The following is an 18,883-nucleotide window of genomic DNA, read 5'->3' as shown; positions in this document are numbered from 1 at the left end:
TGCCGACGCCGTCGGACCGGTTGCGCTCGACCTGACACCCGCGGTCGCACCCGGCCGACGCCGTCGGCCTCCGATCACGGCACGCCCCCGCGCCGACGTCTGGGACCCCCGCCCGCAGCAGGTCGGCCCCTACGGCGCCTCCGCCGCAGCCGTGAGGGCGGCGAGGGCGAGGGGGGCCTCGGCGGTGACCATCGGGCCGACGTCGGCGGCGCCGGGGCCGGTGATCGTGGTGGTGACGGTGATGGTGCTGCCGCCGCCGGCCCGGGGCTCGACGACGTGGTCGATGCGGATGACCAGGTCGCCGAGGCGCAGCTCGTCGAGGTAGCGACGGCCGGTCTCGACCACCGCCAGCTCCAGCGGTACGTCGACCGGCCCGGCCAGGGTCATCGTGCCGGTCGTGCCGGCGGCGAAGGGCCCGTCGAGGGCGACCGCGACGACCGACGGGTCCCACCCGGGCCAGCTCGAGGGGTCCGACCAGAGGGTCCAGACCGCGGGCGGGTCGGCGTCGGTGGTGGCGGTGGCGGTGTGCTCGAACGTCACGGGACCTCCCGGGCCACGGTCATGGACCGGTCGCCGAAGCGGACGGTGTCGCCGTCCAGGAGCGTCGAGGGGCGGCCGGGGCTCAGCGACTTGGGCACGCCCTGGCGCAGCACCACCGAGCCGTTGGTCGAGCCGCGGTCCATCACCACCAGGGCGCCGTCGGGGACGACGGTGAACTGTGCGTGCGTCTTGGACAGCGACATGTCGGAGGAGCGCAGCGGCACCAGGTGGGCGACGTCCTCGCCGGCGCGGGCCTCCGGGCGGCGACCCACGAGCGCGAGGCCCTCGACCAGGAACGACTCGCCCGTGTCGAAGCTGACCCGCCACTGCGGCCGGTCGCCCCGGCCGCGCTCGGCCGTCCCCCCGTCGCGCCCGGGCGCCGGCCGGATGACGGTGGACTCCGACGACGGGGCCCCGGTTGACGCCGGGCGGGGCGGCGCGCCCGGCGGGGCCGTCGGGCGGCTCGCCGTCGGCGGGGTGCGGGGCGGCGGGGGCGGCGGCGCCGGCCGGGGCGGCGGTGGAGGTGCGGTCGGTGCGCCGACCTCGATGGTCACGGTGTCGGGAGCCGGGGCGGGACGGGGCGCGGCGACCGGGGCCGGCGCCGGGGTCGGCGCCGGGGCGGGCACGAGGCGCATCGCGGTCAGGTTGACCACGGCCCGGGGCTGCGGGGACGCCTCGACCTCGCCGGGCACCGGCCGCACGTCGACCACGACGGCGTCGCTCATGCGGTCGTGGGCCCCCCGGCGGCGTCCGCTGGGGTCCATGACGGCCGTCCAGGCCAGGGTCGCCAAGCCGATGCCCGCCGTCGGCAGGGTGAGGACGGCCAGGACGAGCACCCGCACCAGGGCCTTGCCGAGGCCCAGCGGCCGGCCGTCGTCGGCGCGGACCACCCGCAGGCCGAGGGCCGACTTGCCGGGCGACGTACCGGCGACGCCGAGCAGGACGGCCTGGGCCAGCAGCACCGCGACGGCGACCACGAGGACGACCGCGACGCCGAGGACGACCCGGTCGTCACGCACCAGGGTCCACCACGCGAGGAACCCGACGCCGCCGACGATCCCCCACGCCACGAGCCGGTCGACGGCGGCGGCGTAGAACCGGCGGTCGAGCTCGGCCACCGGGTGCGAGGTCGGGCCGACCGGGGTGGTGCTCACGGGCCGGTCGGTCAGGGGTTGAGGACCTGGATGGTGACCCCGTCGCCGAGGTTGATCGTCGCCCCCGGGATGAGCTGGACGGCGATGCCGGGCTTGAGCTCCTCGGGCGAGAGGCCGGGCTGGACCAGGATCGTGCCGTTGGTCGACCCCATGTCGGTCACCACGGCGCTGCCGTGGTCGGGGCCGGACCCGGGGCGCACCTCGATGTGGGTCGAGGAGATCTCGTGCAGCGGGCTCGGCACCGTGACGAGGCGGGGCTGGTCGGTCGTGGTGAACCGCCGGGCCTCCGGCGCGCGGCCGACGAGGACCACGCGGTCGACCTCGACCGTCTCGCCGTGGGAGATCGCGAGCCGGGCCACCGAGGGCCCCACGTCGGGCGGCAGCGGCTGGCCGGGCAGCCCGGTCTGCGGGCGCGAGAACTCGTCGGCGTCGACGCCCGCCTGGGTCAGCCCGTCGTGGTCGCTGTCGTCGGTCGGCGCGTAGAAGGGCGAGGAGCCCTCGGGGGCCGCGGGGAACGGCGGCGGGGGCGGCGGTGCCGCCTCGGCCGACGGGAACGGGTCGGCCGGCGGCGGGGGCGGGGTGGAGGCGGCGTACGGCGCATCGAGGGGGGCGCTCAGCGGGTCGCTCAGGGGGTCGGGCCGCTGGTCGGCCACGTCCTGCTCGTCGGAGATCTCGAGCAGCTCGGTCTCGGTCTCGGCGGGCGAGGGCTCGGGCTCACCCGGGGGCACGTCGACCGGCGCCGGGTCGAAGGCGGCCGGAGGGTCGACCGGGGCCGGCTCGGGGTCGGCGTCGACGACGGGGGCGTCGGTCTTGTCGGGCGACCACGACGGCGGGTCGGTGGGCGGCGGCGGGCCCACCGGCGGCGGCCCGACGGGCGGGGCGAGCGGGGCCGGGGGCAGGGGGGCCTCGCCGGCCGGGACCCCGCTCGCGGGGTCGTGGTCGGGGACGTCGGGCACGACGGGCGCACTCCCGGCGGGCCGGCTGCCGGCGGGGGCGCCGAGCGGCTCGTCGGCCGGCAGGTCGTCGGGCTGGTCGGTCGACTGCTCGTCCGCGGCACCGGTCTCGCCGGCTGCGCCGCCGATCACCGGGGCGCCGGCGGGAGCGGGCGCCGCGGCCGTGGCGGCCGGCTGGTCGATCCGGCCGACGCGCACGAGCCCACCGTGGATGGGCAGGTCGCCCGCGTCCGAGCCGTCGGCCTCGGCGCCGCCGCCGTCGACCTGCACGGTCAGGGCGGTCACGCCGTCGAGGGTGCGCTCGACCCACGTCGAGGCCGCCGACCCGTCGAGCTCGACCGTCTCGTCGGCGGTGACCACAGTCGCGCGGACCGAGGCGCCGCGCAGCAGCAGGCGGGTCGGGCCCTCGCCGGAGCCGACGAGCACGAAGCCGGGCAGCGTGGCCAGGCCCGAGCGCAGCAGCGCGTCGAGGACCTCGTCGAAGCCGGCGCCGTCGTCGACGTGGGCCCACAGCTCGCCGACGCGGGCCTTCTCCGAGTCGGGCAGGAGCAACGTGGTGGCGGCGCCGAAGACGCCGAACCAGGTGCCCGGTCGGTAGGACCGGGTCGGGTCTGCGGTGGCTTGCTCGGTCATGGCAGCGCTCCCAGCTTCTGCTCGAGACTCACCCGCTGCGCGTCGGAGTCGTAGGGTCGGTCGTCGGCCAATCCCACCACATCAACGACCACGGCCGTCGCGTTGTCACGGCCGCCCGCGACGACCGCGGCGGCGACGACCTGGTCGGCGGCGTCGCGGGGGTCGGAGGTGGTCAGCAGGATCTTGCCGATCTGCTCGTCGTCGATCATGCCGCTGACCCCGTCGGAGCACAGCAGCAGCCGCTCGGCCCCCGACAGGGGCAGGACGAAGAAGTCGGCGTCGGCCCGGCCACGGCCGCCGAGCGCCCGGGTGATGATGTGCCGCTCGGGGTGCACGGCGGCGTCGTCGGGGCTGATGGCGCCGGACTCGACCAGCTCCTGCACCACGCTGTGGTCGACGCTCACCTGCTCCAGCTCGCTGCCGAGCAGCCGGTAGATGCGCGAGTCGCCGAGGTTGGCCAGCAGCCACTTCGGCTCGCCGGCCTCCTCGATGAGCAGGGCGACCACCGCGGTGGTGCCGGCGGAGAAGTCGCGGGCGCCCCGCGCGCGCTGCTCGGCGTCGTACGACGCGATGCGGGCCTGGGCGGCCCGCAGGGTCTCGGTGACGGTCTCGGGGCCGCGGCGCGGGTCGTAGCCGGCGTCGGCGAGCGCGGCGAACTCCTCCACGACGATGCGGGCGGCGACGTCGCCGCGGTCGTGGCCGCCCATGCCGTCGGCGACGACGAAGACGGGGGGCGCGACGAGGTAGGCGTCCTCGTTGACCTCGCGGACCCGACCGACGTCGGTGGCCGCCCCGTGGTGCAGCTCGACCCCCGTCACGGCGCGCCCACTAGCGTGACGGACGTGGCCACGGAGGAGACGGGGTTCCGGTCGCTCGCCGACCAGCTGCGCAGCTGGGACGACGACCGGCTCGCGGGGCTGCTGTCGGCCCGCCCTGACCTCACCACTCCCGCCCCTCACGACTTCGGTCAGCTCGCCTCGCGAGCCACGGTGCGAGCCTCGCTGGCGCGAGCGCTCGACACCCTGACCCTGCTCGAGCTCTCGGTCCTTGATGCCCTGGTCGTCGCCGGCCAAACCACGGCCGACGACGTGCGAGGCATCATCCTGGCCGAGCCCGGCGCGGTCGACACCACCCTCGCCCGCCTGGTGGACCTGGCGCTGGCCTGGCACGGCCGGGGCGGGCTGCGCGCGGTCTCGGGCGTCGCTGACGCACTGGGCTCGGGCCCGGGGTCCTCGGGCCTGCGACCACGCTCCCCCGACGCCCCACCGGCGGCCGAGGTCGAGACCCGGCTGGCCGGGCTCGGCAAGCCCGCTCGGGCCATGCTCGAGCACGTCGCGGCCCACGGCGGCGAGGCCGACGCCGGCTCGGCCCGGATGACCGTCTCCCCCGCCGACGCCGCCACCCCCGCCGAGGAGCTCATCTCCCGACGCCTGCTGGTGCCCCTCCCCGGGCGCCGCAGCACCGTGCAGCTGCCGGGCGAGGTCGGCCTCGCCCTGCGTGGAGGTCGTACGACGACCGAGCCGGTCGACGCGGTCCCCCCGGTCGTGACGGGCGAGCGGCCCGCCCGGCTGGTCGACACCGCGGCCGCGGGCGCGGCGTACGAGGTGGTGCGCCGGGTGGAGCTGCTGCTCGACCACTGGGGCAGCCACCCGCCGGCGGTGCTGCGCAGCGGCGGCCTCGCGGTGCGCGACATGCGCGCCACGACCGAGCTGCTCGGCGTCGACGTGCCCACGGCCGCGCTCGTCGTCGAGACCGCCTCGGCGGCCGGGCTGCTCTCGACGCGCGCCGACGCGGTGGGCGACGAGGTGTTCTGCCCGACCGACGCGTTCGACTCCTGGCTCGAGCAGCCGCCGGCGGCCCGCTGGGTCGTGCTGGTGCGGGCGTGGCTGGCCAGCAACCGGCTGCCCGCGCTGGTCGGCACCCGCGACGCCCAGGGCAAGACCCGGAACGCCCTGTCGCCCGAGCTGTCGTCGTACTCCGTGGCCGAGAGCCGGGCCGGCACCCTCGCCGCGCTGGCCGGGCTGGCGCCGGGCGAGGTGCTGGCCGGGGCGACCGGGCTGCCGTCGCTGGTGGAGCGGGTGGCCTGGCACCGGCCGCGCCGGCCCCGCAGCCGCGCCGACCAGGTCGCCTGGACCACCACCGAGGCCGCGGTGCTCGGCGTGACCGGGCTCGACGGGCTGGCGTCGTACAGCCGAGTGCTGGTCGAGGGCGGTGACCCCGAGCAGGCCCTGGCCGCGCTGCTGCCCGATCCGGTCGACCACGTGCTGCTGCAGGCCGACCTGACCGCGGTGGCGCCGGGGCCGCTCGAGTCGGCGCTGGCCCGGCAGCTGCAGCTGGTGGCCGACGTGGAGTCGCGCGGCGGCGCGACGGTCTACCGGTTCACCCCGGGGTCGGTGCGCCGCGCGCTCGACGTCGGGTGGACCGCGGTCGAGGTGCACGGGTTCCTGGCCTCGGTCTCGCGCACGCCGGTGCCGCAGCCGCTCAGCTACCTCGTCGACGACGCGGTGCGCACCTTCGGCACGGTGCGGGTGGGGGCGGCGGAGTCGTTCCTGCGCGCCGACGACGAGGCCGCGCTGAGCGAGCTGCTGCACCACCCCAAGGCCGCGGCGCTCGGGCTGCGCCGGCTCGCGCCGACGGTGCTGGTCAGCTCGACACCGGTCGACGTGCTGCTCGGCCGGCTGCGCGACCTCGGCGCCGCGCCCGTCGTCGAGGCCGCCGACGGCACCGTGCAGGTGCTGCGGCCCGACGTGCTGCGCGCCCGCACGCCCAAGGACCGCGGCCCCTCCCACCGCTCGGTGCGCGAGAGCGCCCGGGTCTCCGCCGTCGTCGCCGCCGTGCGCTCGGGCGACCGGGCCGCTGCCGTGCGCCCGTCGGCCCCGGGCACCCCGCTGACGCCCTCGGGCGCGCTCGCCGCCCTGCGTGAGGCGGTCGAGACCGGCGCCACCGTGCTCATCGGGTACGTCGACAACCAGGGCGTCTCCTCCGAACGGCTCGTCGACCCGGTCTCGGTCGAGGGCGGCTCGCTGACCGCGCACGACCACCGCGTCGACGACGTCCGCACCTTTGCCGTGCACCGGATCACGACGGTGCGACCCGTCGAGGCCGACTGAGCCTGGGGGGGCGCACACCCCCCGGGGTATGCCGGGAGCGGGCGCCCAGCGCGGGAACACCCGGTCGACCGGGGTTTCCTCGCCCCGACCTGGACGGGCAGAACACGCGCTCGGTGGGCAATGCATTGCCCGTCCAGCGCATGTTCTCCCCGCCCAGATGACGGAACACCCGGTCGACCGGGTGTTCCTCACCGCCGCCCACCCCGACGGCGCCCGGCTCCTCCGTAGGGTTGCGGGGTGCCAGACGGACCCCTCATCGTGCAGTCGGACAAGACCCTCCTCCTCGAGGTCGACCACGAGCAGGCGGTCGAGTGCCGCAAGGCGATCGCGCCGTTCGCCGAGCTCGAGCGCTCGCCCGAGCACGTGCACACCTACCGCCTGACGCCGCTCGGGCTGTGGAACGCCCGCGCGGCCGGCCACGACGCCGAGCAGGTCGTCGACACCCTCCTCACCTACAGCCGGTACGCCGTGCCGCACGCCCTGCTGGTCGACGTCGCCGAGACCATGGCCCGCTACGGCCGGCTGCGGCTGGAGAAGCACCCGGTGCACGGCCTGGTGCTCGCCAGCACCGACCGGCCGGTGCTCGAGGAGGTGCTGCGGGCCAAGAAGGTCGCCGGGATGATCGGCCAGCGCGTCGACGACGACACCGTCGCGGTGCACGCCTCCGAGCGCGGCAACCTCAAGCAGGCGCTGCTCAAGCTGGGCTGGCCGGCCGAGGACTACGCCGGGTACGTCGACGGCGAGGCCCACCCCATCGCCCTGGCCGAGGACGGCTGGGGCCTGCGGCCCTACCAGCAGGAGGCGGCGGAGTCGTTCTGGCACGGCGGGTCGGGCGTGGTCGTCCTCCCCTGCGGCGCCGGCAAGACCATCGTCGGCGCGGCCGCGATGGCGCACGCCCAGGCGACCACGCTCATCCTGGTCACCAACACCGTGAGCGCGCGGCAGTGGAAGGACGAGCTGGTGCGCCGCACGTCGCTGACCCCCGACGAGATCGGCGAGTACTCCGGCACCGTCAAGGAGGTCAAGCCGGTCACCATCGCGACGTACCAGGTGATGACGACCAAGCGCGGCGGTGCCTACCGCCACCTCGAGCTGCTCGACGCCCGCGACTGGGGCCTCATCGTCTACGACGAGGTGCACCTGCTGCCGGCGCCGATCTTCCGGATGACCGCCGACCTGCAGGCCCGCCGCCGCATCGGCCTGACCGCGACCCTGGTGCGCGAGGACGGCCGCGAGGGCGACGTGTTCAGCCTCATCGGCCCCAAGCGGTACGACGCGCCGTGGAAGGACATCGAGGCCCAGGGCTATATCGCGCCCGCCGACTGCGTCGAGGTGCGCGTGACGCTGCCGACCTCCGAGCGGCTGACCTACGCCGTGGCCGAGCCCGAGGAGCGCTACCGACTGGCGTCCTGCACCCACGAGAAGGTGCAGGTGGTGCGCGACCTGGTCGCCGCCCACCCCGGGCAGCCGACGCTGGTCATCGGGCAGTACATCGACCAGCTCGACGAGCTGGCCGAGAAGCTCGACGCCCCCGTGATCAAGGGCGAGACGCCGGTCAAGGAGCGCCAGCGGCTCTTCGAGGCCTTCCGCTCCGGCGAGATCGGCTTGCTGGTGGTCTCCAAGGTCGCCAACTTCTCCATCGACCTGCCCTCGGCCGAGGTGGCCATCCAGGTCTCCGGCTCGTTCGGGTCGCGCCAGGAGGAGGCCCAGCGCCTCGGCCGGCTGCTGCGGCCCAAGACCGAGGGCCGCTCGGCGCACTTCTACACGATCGTCAGCCGCGACACCGTCGACGCCGACTTCGCCCAGAACCGGCAGCGGTTCCTGGCCGAGCAGGGCTACGCCTACCGCATCGTCGACGCCGAGGACCTGCCCGCCTGAGCGGGGGTCCGACCCCGTCGCCGGTGGCTGCGCCGCGCGCCGGCCACCGGGGCCGGGTCAGCCCAGCGGCTCGACGAGCACGGTGACGCGGCACCTGCCAGGCGACCCGCCCACGGCGGACAGACCGAGGTCCACCCGGGCGGGCGGACGGTCGAGGTACTGCACCACGCCCGACAGCGACGTCTGGCCCGAGCCGGCGCCGGCGGTGGAGGACAGGAGCTGGGTGGACGAGAACGGGTCGCTGGCCCCGGCGGTGGACACCTCGGGCGCCGAGGAGCCCGCGTCCCGGCGCACGACGGCGAAGGTGGCCGTCAGCGGGCTGAGGGTCCCCCCGGGAGCCACGGCCGCCACGTCGAGGACGGCGAGGGCGCCGCTGCCGCCCTGTGGCTGGCAGCGGACGTCGTACCCCACCCCGTTGACCGCGGCCAGGCGCACCCCCGGGTCACCGACCGTCATCGTCCGGCGCACGTAGGTCGGGCGCGGGGGCAGCACACCTGCGCCCAGGTCGGCCCGGCCGATCGACCCGTCGCGCACCGCGGCGCCCGTGACGGCGCCGGACCTGATCTTCGGGCCGGTGACGGCACCGGCCTTGATCTTGGCCGCGCTCACCGCGCCCGTCCGCAGCTGGACGGTCCCGACCGAGCCGCGGGCCAGGCCGGCGGCGTACGACGACGCGCCGACGGCGACGAGCAGCGAGAGCACGCTGACGGCCAGGGCGGCGAGCGCGAGGGGCGACGGGCGGCGGCGGGTCGGGGTGCGTGAGGTCATCGCAGCACGCTAGGAACGGGGGTGGTGCCGGTCCATGGCCCGGACGGGCCATCGCCGGGCACGCGGCAAACCCGTCGTGCAAGCCGTTTGCGTCCTCCTAGCCTGGCGGACCGCCCGCGGCGCCCGGCCGCGGCACGGACGGGAAAGGACCATGGAGCACATCACGAAGACGCTCGTCAGCTGGGCGTCGATCCTCGAGGACACGACGCGCGCGCAGGCGGAGACGACGGCCACGATGCCGTTCATCCACCCGCACGTCGCGCTCATGCCCGACGCCCACCTCGGCCTCGGCGCGACCGTCGGGTCGGTGATCCCGACGCGCGGCGCGATCATGCCGGCCGCGGTCGGGGTCGACATCGGCTGCGGCATGATCGCGGTCCGCACCACCCACGACGTCGCCGACCTGCCCGCCGACCGGCGCGCGCTGCGCGAGGCGATCGAGCGTGCGGTGCCCCTGTCGGCCGGTGCGGCCAACCAGGCGGTGACCCGCGAGCACACCGAGGCGCGCCTGGTCGAGCTGCGGGCGCTCGCCGCGGAGGCCGGGTTCGACCCCGCGTCGTACGCCGCGAGGTGGGAGCTGCAGCTGGGCACGCTCGGCTCCGGCAACCACTTCATCGAGGTCACCGTCGACGAGACCGGCACGGCGTGGCTGTTCCTGCACTCGGGCTCGCGCGGCGTCGGCATGTTAACCGGACTATCTCGGCGTGTCGTAGCCCTCTGAGATGGGATCAGTCCGCACGCTGGAGGACATGGATGCTGCGCACGAGGAAGAAGTCGTCAGGGACCTCAACGGTCTGACGATCTCCGCCCTCGGCGAGGTCGTCACCAGCACCATCCCACCGTGGGATCTCCTGCTTCCAGACGAGCGTGCGACGCACGTCTGCCGGTCCTTCCTGCGTGAGGTCCATTCCCATCGCGCGGACCTCACGGTTCGTTCCTACGCCTACGACCTCCAGCGCTGGTTCCGGTTTCTGGCTGCGGTCGACGTGAAGTGGGAGGACGCGACCTCGACGGAAGTCACGGACTTCTTCGTCTGGATGAAGCACGCCAAGAAGAGCAACGGCAACCAGAACAAGAGGACCCGTGACCCTCGCATTTCGCGGAATGCGATTACCGGGAAGCCATACGTCGGAGATTCCTTTTCTCAATCGACGATGGACCACAACGAGACCGTGCTGTTCCTCTTCTACGAATTCCTGCGGCGCAAGGGCCACATTCTCTACAACCCGGTCCTGCGTGGCCGCCCGGAGGACGGACGTAGCCATGCGCACCACAACCCATTGCAGAAGCGTCGCCGCAGTCGTCAGGCGAGCAACCGGCAGGGAAGCCGACCCAAGCGCCTGCCTCGGAGCATCCCCGACGATCACTTCGAGGCGTTCTTTGAGGCACTGGGCAACGACAGGGACCGCGCGTTGGTATCCATGTACGTGAGCAGCGGCGCGCGTCCGAGCGAGGTGCTCAACCTCGACGTCGGTGACATCAACCTGCCCGACGGCATCATCACCGTCACGCGCAAGGGCGGGAACGTGCAGGACGTGCCGATCTCCTGGGACGCCGTCTCCTGGTACCGCATCTACCAGGGCGCCGTTGGTCACACGGCCCCGAGCGACCCGGCATGGAGGACGTTGCGGGGCAAGCCGAGGCGGCTGAGTCCTGACGCCCTGCGGGCGATGTTCAAGCGAGCGAACCGGAAGAACGGCACCAACTGGACCCCACACGACCTGCGCCACACCGCCGCTACGAGAATGCTGGCGGACGGAACGCCCCCGCGCACGGTGCAGGAGGTCCTCGGACACGCGACCCTGGAGACCTTGGAGGTCTACACGGTGCCGAGGCTCGACGACATGGTCGCTGCTGTTCGGGCGACACGCGACCGGACGCCTGAAATCACTTCGGCAGTCAAGCCGCTCCCATACGACACGGACGACTTGGACATCCTGTTCGGAGGAGCAGGTCGATGACCGAAGCAGCGATCGCTACCCGTCGTGTCCCCCGTGGCGGGCCGGACGAGGCGGTTCGCCGAGCCAGCACGCAGACCGACTATGACGCACTGCTCAGAACCCATCACAGCGCGGACAGTTGGGCCGCGAACACCGCTGCGATCGCAGAACTCGAAGCGCGCGCTCGTCCTCTGGTTCGTGGACTGAGCAATGAGTCGCAGCGCATACCGGGCCTTCGCCGGATGCTGAACCACCTGGCCGAGCACCCTGGCGACTCCTGGCAGGAGCGATGGATCGCTGCCGGGCATGAGGAGGACCATAAGCGTTGGACCTCGATCGCCGGGACCAAGCAGATGACGACGCACGGTCTGCACATGCTGCTCGTTCTCGGTGTCGTCAGGCCCAGTTACGCATGGTTGAAGGCGAACCAGTTCAAGACCTGGTTCCACATAGTGTCGCTCCGCGACCGGGTGGGCTACGAGCGACTGGTGGCCGCGTTCGAGCACTTCGGCAAGAACCTCTACGACAACCGTGCAGCCGTCGTCGTCCTTGCCCACATCGCCTGCCGCACAGGCAAAGGGCCACTCGAAATCACCGGCCGCGACCTTCTCGCCTACCAGCAGGCCATGCGTGGGCTGCGAGAGCAGGGCACGAAGGTCAAGGTCGCCGGTGTGCACCACGCGTGGGATTGCCTGCGCGCGATGGGGACGCTCGACCACCCGGCTGAGACGCTCCGACTTGCCCAGTTGCAGGGGCAACTCACCGTCACAGAGTTGGTAGACCGGCACGGGATCGCCTCGGAGCGCGTCCGCGAGTGCTTGATCCGCTACCTACGCGCCCGCGAAGGCCGATTGGATTACTCCTCACTCCAGACTCTCGTCGCGGCTCTGTGTGGGCTGTTCTGGCGAGACATCGAGATCCACGACCCCGGCGCTGACTCTCTCGCCATCAGCGAGGACATAGCCGATGCGTGGAAGCGACGCCTCGCAGTCAAGAGCGACGGCACCGAGCGCCGCGGTCGATTCAACGTCATGATGCAGGTGCGGGCGATGTATCTGGACATCGCTACCTGGGCTCTGAGCGACTCCTACTGGATCCAGTGGGCCGCACCGTCGCCAATCAACGAAGCGGACGTCGCCGCCAATGGGAAGCAGCAACGGGAGGCCAAAGCCCGTTCGCACCAGCGAACGCGTGAACGAGCCCCGGAGGTGGACCGCCTGCTGCGAGCAACGGAGGACCGCCTGCGCCTTGCTTCGGGATGGCGCTCCGACATGGAAGCGCTACCGGTCGGCACCATCATCGAGTTCGAGGGTGTCGAGAGCCAGCGGATCGGAACGACGTCTGTGATCCTCCGCCCCTTGGGCTCGGTATCTCAGAAGGACTACATCAACCTGAGCGCCCGCGAGGAGGAGGCTTTCTGGGCGTGGGCGACCGTGCACCTCCTTCACCAGACCGGCCTACGCATCGAGGAACTACTCGAACTCGACCAGTTCTCGATCCAGCGGTTTAAGCATCCAAGGACCGGCGAGGTGATCCCCCTCCTTCACGTCTACCCGTCCAAGGGCGGTGCCGAGCGCCTGTTGGCGGCGTCGCCCGAACTCGTTCACGTCCTCGCCAGGGTCGTCCACCGGTTGCGCCAATCCGACGGCACCCTCCCATTGACGGTCAGGTACGACACTCAGGAGAAGAAGACGCTCCCGCCAGCGCCGCTGCTCTTCCAGCGGCGTCGAGCGCGATGGAACGCGATGTCGTACCAGTACATCTATGGCCTGATGGACAAGCCGGAGAGTGGGCCAGGCTCGTAGCCGCCGACGGCGCTCCACTGAAGTTTCGCCCACATGACCTACGGAGGATCTTCGCCACAGATGCCCAGAGCAGCGGCGTGCCCATCCACGTCATCGCTGCGCTCCTGGGCCATGGGTCCATCGAGACAACCGCGGTCTACGCAGCGGTGTACGCCGAGGACGTCATCCGCGCACACAACAACTTCATCGCCCGTCGCCGCGCCAGCACCCCGCAGCCGGACCAGCGAGACATCACCGACGAGGAGTGGGAAGCGTTCCAGCAGCACTTCGTTGAGCGGAAGTTGAGCCTGGGCTCATGCGGTCGCGCTTGGGGGTCCGCCTGCGACCACGAGCACGCCTGCGTGCGGTGCAGCCTCCTGCGCCCGGACCCAGAAGCGCTGGGACGGTTCATCGAGATTCGCGACAACATAGCCACGCGAATCCAGGAAGCCAGGGACAACGGATGGCTAGGCGAGGTGGAGGGCCTGGAGGTTTCCTTCCTCGCGGCCCAGGACAAGATCGATCGGCTATCGCGGCTCGCGGATCAGCCTAACGAGCCGACATATCTCGGCCTTCCGAGAGTCGGCTCTGCGAAGACATCCGCCGAGTAGCGGCAGGCCTCCGCAACCTCACCAACCACATCGTCAGGTCGCTGCTCACGTCGTCGACTTCAGCCCACCTACGCCGTCTGTAGTGACGAGCAGTGAACCAACACGTAGAGAGCGAATGCCACTCGGCAGGCTAGTTGCGATCTCGTAGCGCCCCTCGCTCGCTGGGGTTGAGGGCTGACTCGTCGCCCACGCGCTCGACACGGACCACAATCGACAAGTAGTGGTGCTCACCCATCGAGCGGCCGAGCGCGATACTCCGGCCGACGCGGACGACGTCCTTCCCGGTTCCTGGTTTAGGGATCTCGTAGGCATGCCCTGCCTGGCGAGGCGGCACCTCATAGGGCCCGTGGCCGAGTTGAACCCAGAGACCATAGAGGGGCTCGGCCACGCGTCCCGGCGCCGCGATTCGGGTCCACCTCTGACGATCGATGTCAATGTGGATCCGCGTCCCATTCTCCGTCATCACACGCCACAGGCCGTTCGCGAGCGCCTCGGCTCGCATTGGCGTCGCTGCGCAGGTCGTCGAACGGCATGGGCGGTTCGCCCAGGTCGCTCCGTTGACCGGCCCCCGGGCCAGGTACCCGCACCGGGTAATCGGTCGGCCCAGCCCTCCAATGCAGGCGAGCATGCTCGTCGCACCGGACCCGGAGCCACTCACCCTCTTGCAGACGCCCCTCTCGGCCGCAGACATCGCACACGTGCTGGGCCCGGTCGCAGATCTCCTCGACCCGAGCGTGAATCTCCGGGTCGTTGATTACGGCAACTCGCATCTCGAGGCGCGCCAGTTTCTCCCTAACCTCGTAGACACGCCAGCCGGGATCTACCTCGTCGAGATAGGCGACGTCGGCGGACACGACTTGGGCCCAACCCGGCAAGGCCCAGTAGCCGCTCGGCGGGTGGTTCGGCAACGGCCGCAGGTTGTCGCTCACCGGAGCGCCTCGATTGACCTGACCTGCAATGTCGCCCTCCACCGGTCTACGCTCGGTGGAAAGTGGGGATCGCCGCGCCAGATCAGCATTCGCGCACCGACGGCAGCGAGGAGGCCGCAGCCCCTGAGACGCGGCCAGTTGCCGCCCCGGGCCGTATCGAGAACCGGCTCGCCGATCACAAGGTCGTCCCTTCGCAGCATGCGCATGGGCACGCCGTCGGGCTCCAGCGTCCGGCGTCCACATGCTGCGCGCACCGGCAGCCATGCGCCACCCAGTCGTCTCCCAGCGAGCGCCGGTACGCGGCGTCGTCGGGGTCAGGGTGCAGGTGCCAATGGGTGCACACCCGGTGCGCCACAGCATGCACGTCGCAGTAGGTCGCGGGCCATCCGGCCATGCCGTGGCTGCTCGGATGATGGATCCAGCAGCCGCGTCCCGCGCACTGGTAGGTCGGGTGCAGCCCAGAGACCCAGCGTGCATCAATGACCATCACGCGGCCCGATCCGTCCCACCCCGCGTACGCCTCCTGCTCCTCGACGCCGACTCGGCGCAGAGTAATGACGTGCTGCTCGGCGGCTGACAAGAGCCCGCAATCGACGGCGGCGTCGATCTCGGCCTCGGCCACCTCGCTCCCGGGCCAGGCCATCACCTGCTCGACGACGAGCCTCCGCGGCTCCAACCCGACCTCGTCCGCCCACCGCAGCCACTGCGCCAGGCCCAGGGGCCAAGCGCCTGGTGTCTTCTCCACGCCAGCATCCTGGGGCATGCCGCCGCCCCCTTAGCCCGTCAAGTGCTGGCGAGGAGCATGGATGTGCGTCCTGACCTCAGGCAGTTCAATATTTGCACTCCCTGGCGAGTCGCTCGCTCCGCGGGGACGACGCGGGACGTCACCCACGAGGGAAGCGCAGCACGCCTGTAGTTGACGAGCCGCGTACTGCGGGTCGCACACGGTCGTACCTGGACCTTGGCGTTCGATCCCCGGCCGACTTCGTCGTTTGACAGCCATCCCGCGGCGCCCGCGTGGGATGATCGGAACGGTTGAGAACGCCGCTGGAGTCGCTCCAGCATCGAGATCAGGAGAGCATGCGTGCCACTGCGTATCGTGCATGTCAGCGACATCCACTTCCACAAGGACACCTACGGGTGGGACGCGAACCGCGATCAGCGGCAAGAACTGATCTCGGACCTGAAAGACATCGTCCTCAGCGAGGGCCCAGTGGACGCGATCCTCGTGGGCGGTGACATCGCTTTCAGCGCGGAGCCGGAGGAGTACGACACGGCTCGCCGGTGGCTATCTGATCTCGTTGCCGTTTGCGGGGGGATCGATGACAGCGCTGTCTGGACAGTACCTGGCAATCATGATGTGAGTTGGGCGGTTCTGAACGACTGTCACATCGCGCAGGACTTCCGTGGCCACCTCCGCGAATGCGCAGCGACGGCCGTCGACGAGATCCTGCGCGTGCGGATGTCGGCGGACCCAGCCGCATCGGGGCTCTTTATACCGTTCAAGGCCTACAACGACTTCGCCGAGCAGTACATCTGTCGGTCGACGCCGACACAACCACACTGGTTCGACGACACGACACTCGAAGTCGACGGGTGGACCGTTCGGCTCACGGGGCTTAACTCGGCGCTTACGAGCGATTGGGATGACCACAACTTCCAGCAGAGGGCGTCCGCAGCCAGCCCGCACGCTCACGACAAACGTGAACCGTCTGACCTGCCCGCCTTGGTGCTTGGAACCGAACAGTGCCGCATCCCCCGCGCAGAACACACGATCCACGTGGTCATGGCACATCACCCCCCGGAATGGATCCGCGATTGGGACATCGTCGAGCCTTACATGCGCCGCGGGCACTTGTGGCTCTTCGGACACGAGCACGAGTACAGCGCCAAACAGACAGTTGCCTACGGTTCGGTCCAGTTGTCCGCCGGCGCGGTCGGACCTGAACTGGACGAAGGGGGCGAGACGGAACCTTTCGTCCCTGCCTACAGCGTCATCACACTGAGTCGGACCGACGATGAGATGCTGGCGATCAGAGTTCAGCCTCGCTACTGGTCGCTGCGGCAGACTCGATTCGTGGAGCACCCGAGCGGCGAGCAGAACTATGAGGTTATGCGCGTCCCTGCCCTTCCGGAGCAAGACCACGACACCACGGACACAAGCCAAGGTGCGCCTGGCGGGCAGGCGACGGACGAGTCGACAGCATCGTCTGCGTCCTCCGCTTCTCCCCTCGCAGCAGACAACGACAGCGGCCATGAAGGGCCGCCCACTGTCGCAAGGCCCGACCTACGGCGGATAGCAACCCAGTACATGTCCAGGCCTGCGACGCGACGCGTGGCAATTGGCCTGGAGTTGGGCGTGATTGAAGACTCGGACCTTGGTTCCGACCATGAAGGCGATCTCTACGCACTGATCCTTGAACGGGTACGCGAGCGCGGCCTGATCGAAGAACTTGCCGCGAAGACGGCTGGTGCCTAATGGCAGCGCCAGACACGGAACTCCTCGCGAGGTGGATGCGTCCAGCACTGACGCGATTAGATGCTGTTGAGTTCGAACGCTGTGCAGCCTGGGTCGCCGCGCTGAGCGAATCGGACGCTGATCTCGGGACGCTCGTCCTCGCAGCGCACGCCGAGTTGCCCCAACGGCTTCTCGCCGAATTGGAACAACACCTGGTCACAGCGGATGTCGGCTATGTGCCGGGAGGTAAAAAGGCGCTGGTCAGCAGGCTTGCGGCTTGCGTCCTGATGGGCTTGATGGGCGACGACGACCAGGATTCGGCGGCAGCGGGGCTCTTCATCCGCTCGGCTGCCTTCGTCGGGCTCGCACCAACCATCGCCGAATTGCCCGAGCAAGCCCATGCGTGTGTGAGGAAGGCGGGAGTCAACGTAAGGCGTCGTCCAACGCTCGCGCCCGTCGCGCCGAAGCGTCGTAAGTCTCTAGAGAGAGCCGATTCCGACTCCGTTACGGTGGCCGAATTGAAGTCTGAACTAGCGCTGCGGGACTCCACCATCTCGGCTCTGCAAAGACGTGTAGATCAACTGATCGCGAGTCAGCATGCCTACACGTCGATGGTGGAGGAGGAGGTTGACGCCTTGTGGTGGGCCAACAGCGCCTCGTCATGGTTGAGCGGCGAGGTCTGGGCAGACATCCATCCCCTAGACCGAGGTGTGCTCGCCGGACTGGAGATCGGTTCACTGTTGCGGCTTGCCCCTATGGCGCCAGCGCACGCGCTTCTACTCCGGTCGGTGACGTCAGGCTCGGACGCTGACGCTCGCTTCGGGATAGTTGAGATTGCCGCGGCCGTCTCTGCACGCAGCGCAGCGCATCAAGCACGTGACGGGGAGTCAGCCCTTCTACGTCCTTTGAACGCGGCCGCTGTCGCTCATCAGCAGGTCGACAACGACCGGGAGCGCGAGCAGGCACTCGCTGAGAGCCTGAACCTTGACGACACCTGGAGCAAGTCCGCACTTGAAGTTGCCGAACAACTTCTGGTCGAGAAGTCCCTGGAGATGATCGTGTGACTACCGATACCGCCGAGCTCACCTGTACCCAGGACGGGTGCCCATTTCCGGACGAACAGCAATGTCTGGAGGGTTTCGACGACTTTGTAGGTTGTCCGTTCACCAAGAAGGCTGCTCTAGACGTGGGCCCTAACGGCGAGACGTTCGACCCGACCGGTGACGCCGATGTCGATGATGACGTCGATGATGTCGACGACGACGAATACGCCTCAATACCAGGATCGCCTTCCGCGAATCTGCTCGAACTTGGCGGTGGACTTGCATTCAGCATGGAGGATGTAACCGAGTTCTTGGAACGCGAGGCCGGGACGATCGTGCTGATTGCCGGGCCTGTTGGATCAGGAAAGACCACACTGGTGGTTGAGTTGTACGCGCGATTCCTCTACGGGCCATTCGCAGGAGCAACCTTCTCCGGATCCGAGACGTTGCGAGCCCTCGACTCGCGGCACTTTCCGGCACTTGAGAAGTCAGGAGGGGTCTCGCCAACAACCACCCGCACGTCGGACGAAGACCTACGACTGTTGCATCTCCGACTCAATGCCGGAGGCAGTGATCACAACCTGCTCTTTTCGGACGTGCGAGGTGAGTTCTTCGAGAACGTCATCGACGGCGAATCGGTTCAGAGGGAGATCCCTCTCGTGCGTCGGGTCGACCGCTGCCTCATCGTGGTAGACGGCGAGCGTGCGGCGAACCCGCGACAAAGAGACGCCGTCTTTACCGAAGCGCGCCAGTTGGCCGGTGGCCTTCGGTCAGCACTTTCCGCCGGTACCCCGGTTGCCGTGTTGTGCACAAAATGGGACCTAGTCGAATCTAAGCGCCAGGAGTCGGTGCGGTTCGAGGCAGAGAGGATCGCGTCCTTCGCGGCTGGCGATAGTCATGAGCCGATAGTCCTCACGCTGTCCGTGCGACCTGGTCCACCAGCCAGCGACATCACGGGGTTGGTCGAAGTCCTTGACTGGCTAAGGGCGTCTTCGGGGGCCGAGCAGGACAATCTGGGTTTGACTTACACGCCGCCAAGCACCGGACGACACTTCCTTAAGGAGCCGGGATCAGCATGACGA

Annotated in this window: 16 protein-coding genes; 9 read left to right on the top strand and 7 right to left on the bottom strand. The window is 70.4% G+C overall.

Features of this window, described 5'->3' with window-relative positions:
* Positions 1-129: 129 nt before the first annotated feature.
* From FJQ57_RS02435 to FJQ57_RS02420, 4 genes are read right to left on the bottom strand one after another with little or no spacing between them, the layout of a single operon-like run.
* A complete protein-coding gene (locus FJQ57_RS02435) occupies positions 130-540 on the bottom strand; it encodes an SRPBCC family protein (protein WP_139977646.1) in 411 nt (136 codons plus the stop codon).
* Positions 537-1,694 (bottom strand): RDD family protein, encoded by a 1,158-nt coding sequence (locus FJQ57_RS02430; RefSeq protein WP_139977645.1) that lies wholly within the window; start codon positions 1,692-1,694, stop codon positions 537-539. The genes FJQ57_RS02435 and FJQ57_RS02430 overlap by 4 nt, the downstream gene beginning before the upstream one ends.
* An 11-nt stretch (positions 1,695-1,705) precedes the next feature.
* Entirely contained in the window at positions 1,706-3,280 is a 1,575-nt protein-coding gene (locus FJQ57_RS02425; RefSeq protein ID WP_139977644.1) for an FHA domain-containing protein, read from the bottom strand.
* Positions 3,277-4,098 carry a PP2C family protein-serine/threonine phosphatase gene (locus tag FJQ57_RS02420; RefSeq protein WP_139977643.1) on the bottom strand — a complete coding sequence of 274 codons (822 nt, stop codon included), beginning with the start codon at positions 4,096-4,098 and terminating at the stop codon, positions 3,277-3,279. Before FJQ57_RS02420 ends, FJQ57_RS02425 begins: the two co-directional genes overlap by 4 nt.
* A 24-nt stretch (positions 4,099-4,122) precedes the next feature.
* On the opposite strand from FJQ57_RS02420, the gene FJQ57_RS02415 reads away from it, so the two are divergent.
* A complete protein-coding gene (locus FJQ57_RS02415) occupies positions 4,123-6,390 on the top strand; it encodes a helicase C-terminal domain-containing protein (RefSeq protein ID WP_139977642.1) in 2,268 nt (755 codons plus the stop codon).
* Positions 6,391-6,627: 237 nt separating this feature from the next.
* Positions 6,628-8,268 carry a DNA repair helicase XPB gene (locus tag FJQ57_RS02410; protein WP_139977641.1) on the top strand — a complete coding sequence of 547 codons (1,641 nt, stop codon included), beginning with the start codon at positions 6,628-6,630 and terminating at the stop codon, positions 8,266-8,268.
* A gap of 57 nt (positions 8,269-8,325) precedes the next feature.
* On the opposite strand, the gene FJQ57_RS02405 is transcribed toward FJQ57_RS02410, so the two are convergent.
* The gene (locus FJQ57_RS02405) at positions 8,326-9,036 is read right to left on the bottom strand and encodes a hypothetical protein (protein WP_139977640.1); all 711 of its coding nucleotides are present in this window, start codon (positions 9,034-9,036) and stop codon (positions 8,326-8,328) included.
* 151 nt (positions 9,037-9,187) lie between these two features.
* Between FJQ57_RS02405 and FJQ57_RS02400 the strand changes: the two genes are divergently transcribed.
* The 4 genes from FJQ57_RS02400 to FJQ57_RS02385 are packed head-to-tail and all read left to right on the top strand — an operon-like array spanning position 9,188 to position 13,371.
* Positions 9,188-9,757, top strand: a complete 570-nt coding sequence (locus FJQ57_RS02400) for an RtcB family protein (protein ID WP_139977639.1) — start codon at positions 9,188-9,190, stop codon at positions 9,755-9,757.
* A 28-nt stretch (positions 9,758-9,785) separates the two neighbouring features.
* Positions 9,786-10,997, top strand: a complete 1,212-nt coding sequence (locus tag FJQ57_RS02395; RefSeq protein ID WP_170219239.1) for a tyrosine-type recombinase/integrase — start codon at positions 9,786-9,788, stop codon at positions 10,995-10,997.
* Entirely contained in the window at positions 10,994-12,781 is a 1,788-nt protein-coding gene (locus FJQ57_RS02390; RefSeq protein ID WP_139977637.1) for a hypothetical protein, read from the top strand. Before FJQ57_RS02395 ends, FJQ57_RS02390 begins: the two co-directional genes overlap by 4 nt.
* The gene (locus FJQ57_RS02385) at positions 12,712-13,371 is read left to right on the top strand and encodes a tyrosine-type recombinase/integrase (RefSeq protein ID WP_139977636.1); all 660 of its coding nucleotides are present in this window, start codon (positions 12,712-12,714) and stop codon (positions 13,369-13,371) included. The genes FJQ57_RS02390 and FJQ57_RS02385 overlap by 70 nt, the downstream gene beginning before the upstream one ends.
* A 431-nt stretch (positions 13,372-13,802) precedes the next feature.
* Here FJQ57_RS02385 and FJQ57_RS02380 read toward each other — a convergent pair whose 3' ends face one another.
* Together FJQ57_RS02380 and FJQ57_RS02375 are read right to left on the bottom strand one after the other, a co-directional pair.
* Positions 13,803-14,300, bottom strand: a complete 498-nt coding sequence (locus FJQ57_RS02380) for a hypothetical protein (RefSeq protein WP_139977635.1) — start codon at positions 14,298-14,300, stop codon at positions 13,803-13,805.
* A 175-nt stretch (positions 14,301-14,475) separates the two neighbouring features.
* A complete protein-coding gene (locus FJQ57_RS02375; protein ID WP_139977634.1) occupies positions 14,476-15,045 on the bottom strand; it encodes a hypothetical protein in 570 nt (189 codons plus the stop codon).
* A 339-nt stretch (positions 15,046-15,384) separates the two neighbouring features.
* On the opposite strand from FJQ57_RS02375, the gene FJQ57_RS02370 reads away from it, so the two are divergent.
* From FJQ57_RS02370 to FJQ57_RS02360, 3 genes are read left to right on the top strand one after another with little or no spacing between them, the layout of a single operon-like run.
* Positions 15,385-16,779: a metallophosphoesterase family protein gene (locus FJQ57_RS02370; RefSeq protein WP_170219238.1), complete on the top strand. Its 1,395-nt coding sequence runs from the start codon at positions 15,385-15,387 to the stop codon at positions 16,777-16,779.
* A 35-nt stretch (positions 16,780-16,814) separates the two neighbouring features.
* Positions 16,815-17,822: a GTPase-associated system all-helical protein GASH gene (locus tag FJQ57_RS02365; protein WP_139977632.1), complete on the top strand. Its 1,008-nt coding sequence runs from the start codon at positions 16,815-16,817 to the stop codon at positions 17,820-17,822.
* On the top strand, positions 17,819-18,880 hold the full coding sequence (locus tag FJQ57_RS02360; RefSeq protein WP_139977631.1) for a TRAFAC clade GTPase domain-containing protein: 1,062 nt from the start codon (positions 17,819-17,821) through the stop codon (positions 18,878-18,880). The genes FJQ57_RS02365 and FJQ57_RS02360 overlap by 4 nt, the downstream gene beginning before the upstream one ends.
* Positions 18,881-18,883 lie beyond the last annotated feature (3 nt).

Source organism: Nocardioides litoris (assembly GCF_006346315.1).
Lineage (GTDB): Bacteria > Actinomycetota > Actinomycetes > Propionibacteriales > Nocardioidaceae > Nocardioides > Nocardioides litoris.
This window is presented reverse-complemented; position numbering and strand designations above follow the sequence as displayed.